This is a genomic window from Aquiflexum sp., from assembly GCF_041749095.1.
Classification (GTDB): Bacteria; Bacteroidota; Bacteroidia; order Cytophagales; family Cyclobacteriaceae; genus Aquiflexum.
This window is the reverse complement of sequence record NZ_JBGTCA010000048.1, coordinates 1-4,664: the sequence shown is the minus strand read 5'-3', so window position 1 is coordinate 4,664 and position 4,664 is coordinate 1. Positions and strand designations below refer to the sequence as shown.

Sequence of the window (4,664 nt, the reverse complement as noted above, 5' to 3'; positions counted from 1 at the left end):
TCCACCAAAAACCTCGGAAGCGCAATCGAGATTTCAATAAAAGACAACGGCCCCGGCATCCCCGACGCCATCAAGGACAAAATCTTCCAGCCTTTCTTTACTACCAAGCCAACGGGGCAGGGAACGGGGTTGGGATTGAGTTTGAGTTATGATATTGTGAAGGCACATGGGGGAAGCATCAAGATCAATTCCCTAACAGGGCCAGGTACCGAATTTATCATAAACCTACCGATAAAACCCTTAAACCCGATGCTATGAAATTGTTTTTCTTTATTTTCTTTTTATTATTGTTGCAGACCATCAACTGTTTTTCCCGAGACCAAGGCAACACCGGAATTTATTTGGATAGTCTTCCTACAGAGGGCATAATTCTAAATAAAGGATGGAAATTTCATAGTGGTGATGATCCGGTTTTTGCCGACCCGGAATATGATGACAGTGGATGGGAGCCTATTGATCCTACCTCAAACGTATTAGATCTTCCTCCTGCTACCCGATCTGGCATTTGCTGGATTCGTTTAGGGGTTTCTACACACGGAGACTTAATAAAGGAAACCTTTGCTTTATCTATATTCCAAAATGTAGCTTCAGAAATATATATCAATGGCCGGTTATTATACCGATTTGGAACCATTAGTGAAAATCCAGATGAAATAATTGCAGTTAATCCGGGAATCAATTTTCTAAATTGGGGAAAGCCCTTTGCAGTACCAATTGAAAATAGTATAGAAGAAAAGTTGGTGGTGGCAATCCGTTTTGCTGTACAACCAAAAAACAACCATGATTTAGGGGGGAATTCCAGCCCTCTAATAAGGATAAGGTTAAATACAGTGAATGCTGCCTTCGAACAGGTTCGAAAAAATGAAAGGTATATACCCATTAACAATACCTTCAGGGTGGGGGTATTTTTTATCCTAGCAATTCTCCATTTGGCATTTTTTATTTATAACCCTAATCAGAAGGCATATTTGTTCTTTTTTCTCTATGCGATTTTTGTTATACCTGCAGATATACTTCAGTTTAATTTACCATCAGAAATTGGGCGTTCGTACTCCAGTATATTATTGTACTTTTCATTATGGCAAATTTCGGGGCTGTTCCTCATGACAGCCCTTTACATTTTATTAAATCAAAGGAGGGGCTGGATATATTGGACTTTAGTTCTTGCTTCTATTGTAGGGTTATTTTTATTCAGTTGGGTATATAGTGCTTTTGTGGTTTCAAATTTGGTAAATTTGGAATTGGTGCGGACGGCATTAAAGGCGTTAAAATTAAATATCAAAGGAGCTTGGGTTTTAGCAGCAGGAGCTGTTAGTTTTCTGATTTTCCAGGGAGCATTTGTAGTCGGGGTTTACTTTAACCTAGGCTATTGGTCTATACCGATTGGTGATTTTCATATACTTGCAGACTTTCTGTATGTCATTGCAGCTCTTAGTATTCCTGTAACCACTACCATATATATCGGTCTTGATTTTGCTTTTACCAACCATGCATTGCGGGAAAAAATGAGTCAGATAGAGGAGCTTTCTAAATTGACGATCGAACAGGAACAAGAAAAACGGGAAATCCTTGCCTCAATAAATGAAAATCTCGAAAAGCAAGTTTCTGACCGTACCCATGACCTTCAGGCTTCCCTCGAAAACCTCAAATCCACCCAAGCCCAACTCATCCAATCCGAAAAGATGGCCTCTCTCGGTGAACTCACAGCAGGCATCGCCCATGAGATACAGAATCCCCTGAATTTTGTGAATAATTTTAGTGAAGTAAGTGCAGAGTTGGTTGAGGAGATGAAAGAGGAGTTGGCAGTTGGCAATGGTCAGTTGGCAGTGGAGATCGCAGAGGATATCAAGCAGAACCTGGAGAAAATAAACCACCACGGCAAGCGGGCGGATGCGATTGTAAAGGGGATGTTGGAACATAGCCGGATAAATACCGGGGAGAAAGTACCTACAGATATCAATGCCTTGGCTGATGAATATTTGAGGTTGAGTTTCCATGGTATGAGAGCGAAGGACAAATCATTCAATGCAGACTTCAAAACCAATTTTGATCCCAATCTTCCAAAAGTCCATGTGGTGCCTCAGGATATCGGAAGGGTGTTGCTGAATATTATTAATAATGCCTTTCAGGCCTGTGCCCAGAAAGACCTGCCAGGTTTTGAAAACCTGGCAGGTCTAACCCCAAAGGTAACCGTCTCCACCAAAAACCTCGGAGACAAAATTGAGATATCGATATCAGACAACGGACCCGGCATCCCCACCTCCATCAAAGACAAAATCTTCCAGCCTTTCTTCACTACCAAGCCTACGGGGCAGGGTACGGGATTAGGATTGAGTTTGAGTTATGACATTGTGAAAGCACATAATGGAGAATTAAAAGTCAAATCAAAAGAAGTTGAGGGGACAGAATTTTTGATTATTCTTCCCTATATTTAATACATTCATATTCAAACCTTTATGAAAGACGCAAAGTCCCAAGCATTCTTTCTATGATCTTTTTCCCTTTTCAGAAATGAAGCAGATTCGAAAATGTGTCTTTCTTATCACTCTGGGATTATTTTCTCTCACTTTTTTGTTCCCATCATTTGCCCAAAAAGGGGTGGATCCCCAAGCTATGGCAGATCAGTATTATAAGTTAGGGAGAAGCTACTTTTTCTATCAAACTGATAGCTGTATCTATTATATGAATAAAAGTCTCCAAAAATCAGAAGAAATAGGATATCAATTGGGGATCGCCAAAGCCCTTAACTCACTTGGTGAAGTTTACAGGGTTTTGGGAGACATCCCTCATTCATTTTCCAATCAAATGAAGGCTTTGGAAATATATAGGGAATTGTCAAATATTGATGGGGAAGCGGCCACTCTGATATATATTGGATCTGCGTATGTTGAAATCTCGGACTTAGAACGGGGTTTTGAGTATCTCAGGCAGGCAGACCAATTACTAAAGGGAATTTATGATGCTGGTCAAAAGCCTATTTTAGCACACAGAGGGTTTCTCTGGACAAACATGGGCTATGCACACCAAATAAACCACCAACTGGATTCAGCGCTGAAATACCAATTGATGACTTTGGAGGATCCGGAAATGAAAAAAGATACAACCCCGGTAATTACCTTGGTATTGCGGAGGATTGGAAAAATTGAATATTTAAAGGGAAATTACAATGAAGCATTGGAGTATTACCGGAAGTCTTTTAATCAAGCTTCAGCAATGGGATATGCTTTTATGTGGGACGTGGCATTCAGATATACCGGTATGGCCGAGACTTATATAGGAATGGGGAAAATAGATTCCGCTCAACACTATGCCAAATTGGGTTATGAAAGTGCTGTCATCACCAATAGGTTTCCCGCCATTTTGGAAGCCAGCGAATTGCTAAGTAAGATTTATTCTGACAAAGGTCAATTTGACAGTGCTTATCATTTTCAGGAAATAACCATCCAACAGATGGAAAATCTCTTCGGTGTGGACAAATTGAACCAATTGCACCAATTGGTCATCAAACAAAAAGTGGGCGAGGAACATTTACTCAGGGAAAAGGAAAATGCCACCTTTAGGAGTTGGCTGATATTAATGGGATCAATACTTTTTATTTTCCTGATGCTCGCAATATTTCTTATCTGGAACAACAAGAATAGAAAAAAAGCGAATACTAAACTGCAAGAAGCCTACGATAAACTCAAATCCACCCAAGCCCAGCTTATCCAGTCCGAGAAAATGGCATCTCTAGGTGAACTCACAGCGGGCATTGCCCATGAGATTCAGAATCCGCTGAATTTTGTGAATAATTTTAGTGAGGTGAGTGCGGAGTTGGTTGGTGAGATTGAAGAAGTAAGAGCCAAGAGCCAAGAAGCGAGAGACGAGACTTTGGTCAGTGAAATCCTCGGGGATATCAAACAGAACTTAGAAAAGATAAACCACCACGGCAAGCGTGCGGATGCGATTGTGAAAGGGATGCTGGAGCATAGCCGGGCAGGTTCAGGAGAAAAGGTGCCGACAGATATCAATGCTTTGGCGGATGAATATTTGAGATTGAGTTTCCATGGTATGAGAGCGAAGGACAAATCATTCAATGCAGACTTCAAAACTGAATTTGATGCAAACCTCCCCAAAGTCAATGTGGTGCCACAGGATATCGGAAGGGTGCTGTTGAATATCATTAATAATGCCTTTCAGGCCTGTGCCCAGAAAGACCTGCCAGGTTTTCAAAACCTGGCAGGTCTAACCCCAAAGGTAACCGTCTCCACCAAAAACCTCGGAGACAAAATTGAGATATCGATATCAGACAACGGCCCTGGTATCCCCGATGCCATCAAAGACAAAATCTTTCAGCCATTTTTCACTACCAAGCCTACAGGACAGGGGACTGGACTCGGATTGTCATTAGCCTACGATATCGTGAAATCTCATGGGGGGGAATTGACGGTCAAAACCCATGAAGGTCAAGGAAGTGAATTCATTATTACGTTACCAATCAAACATTAAATTTAAAACACTATGTCAACCGATCGTAAAAAACTCTTGGAAAAAGTTTCAGAAACTTATTTCCAGGCACTAAGGAACAGGGATTTCAAAGCCATTCCGTTCAGTGATAACATTGTTTTCAGGGCACCACTTGCACCGGGTGGGTCTAAATATCCGATCAAAGGTAAAGAGGAACT

At 41.1% G+C, this 4,664-nt stretch carries 3 protein-coding genes; all 3 read left to right on the top strand.

The annotated features are described in order from the left end of the window. Nucleotides 1-258: sensor histidine kinase (locus ACEW8O_RS03330; RefSeq protein ID WP_373493205.1), on the top strand; the 258-nt coding region annotated here is incomplete at its 5' end. Further along, nucleotides 255-2,435 carry an ATP-binding protein gene (locus ACEW8O_RS03325; protein WP_373493204.1) on the top strand — a complete coding sequence of 727 codons (2,181 nt, stop codon included), beginning with the start codon at nt 255-257 and terminating at the stop codon, nt 2,433-2,435. The genes ACEW8O_RS03330 and ACEW8O_RS03325, both read left to right, overlap by 4 nt. A 76-nt stretch (nt 2,436-2,511) precedes the next feature. Continuing rightward, nucleotides 2,512-4,488, top strand: a complete 1,977-nt coding sequence (locus ACEW8O_RS03320) for an ATP-binding protein (protein ID WP_373493203.1) — start codon at nt 2,512-2,514, stop codon at nt 4,486-4,488. The last annotated feature ends 176 nt before the right edge of the window (nt 4,489-4,664 follow it).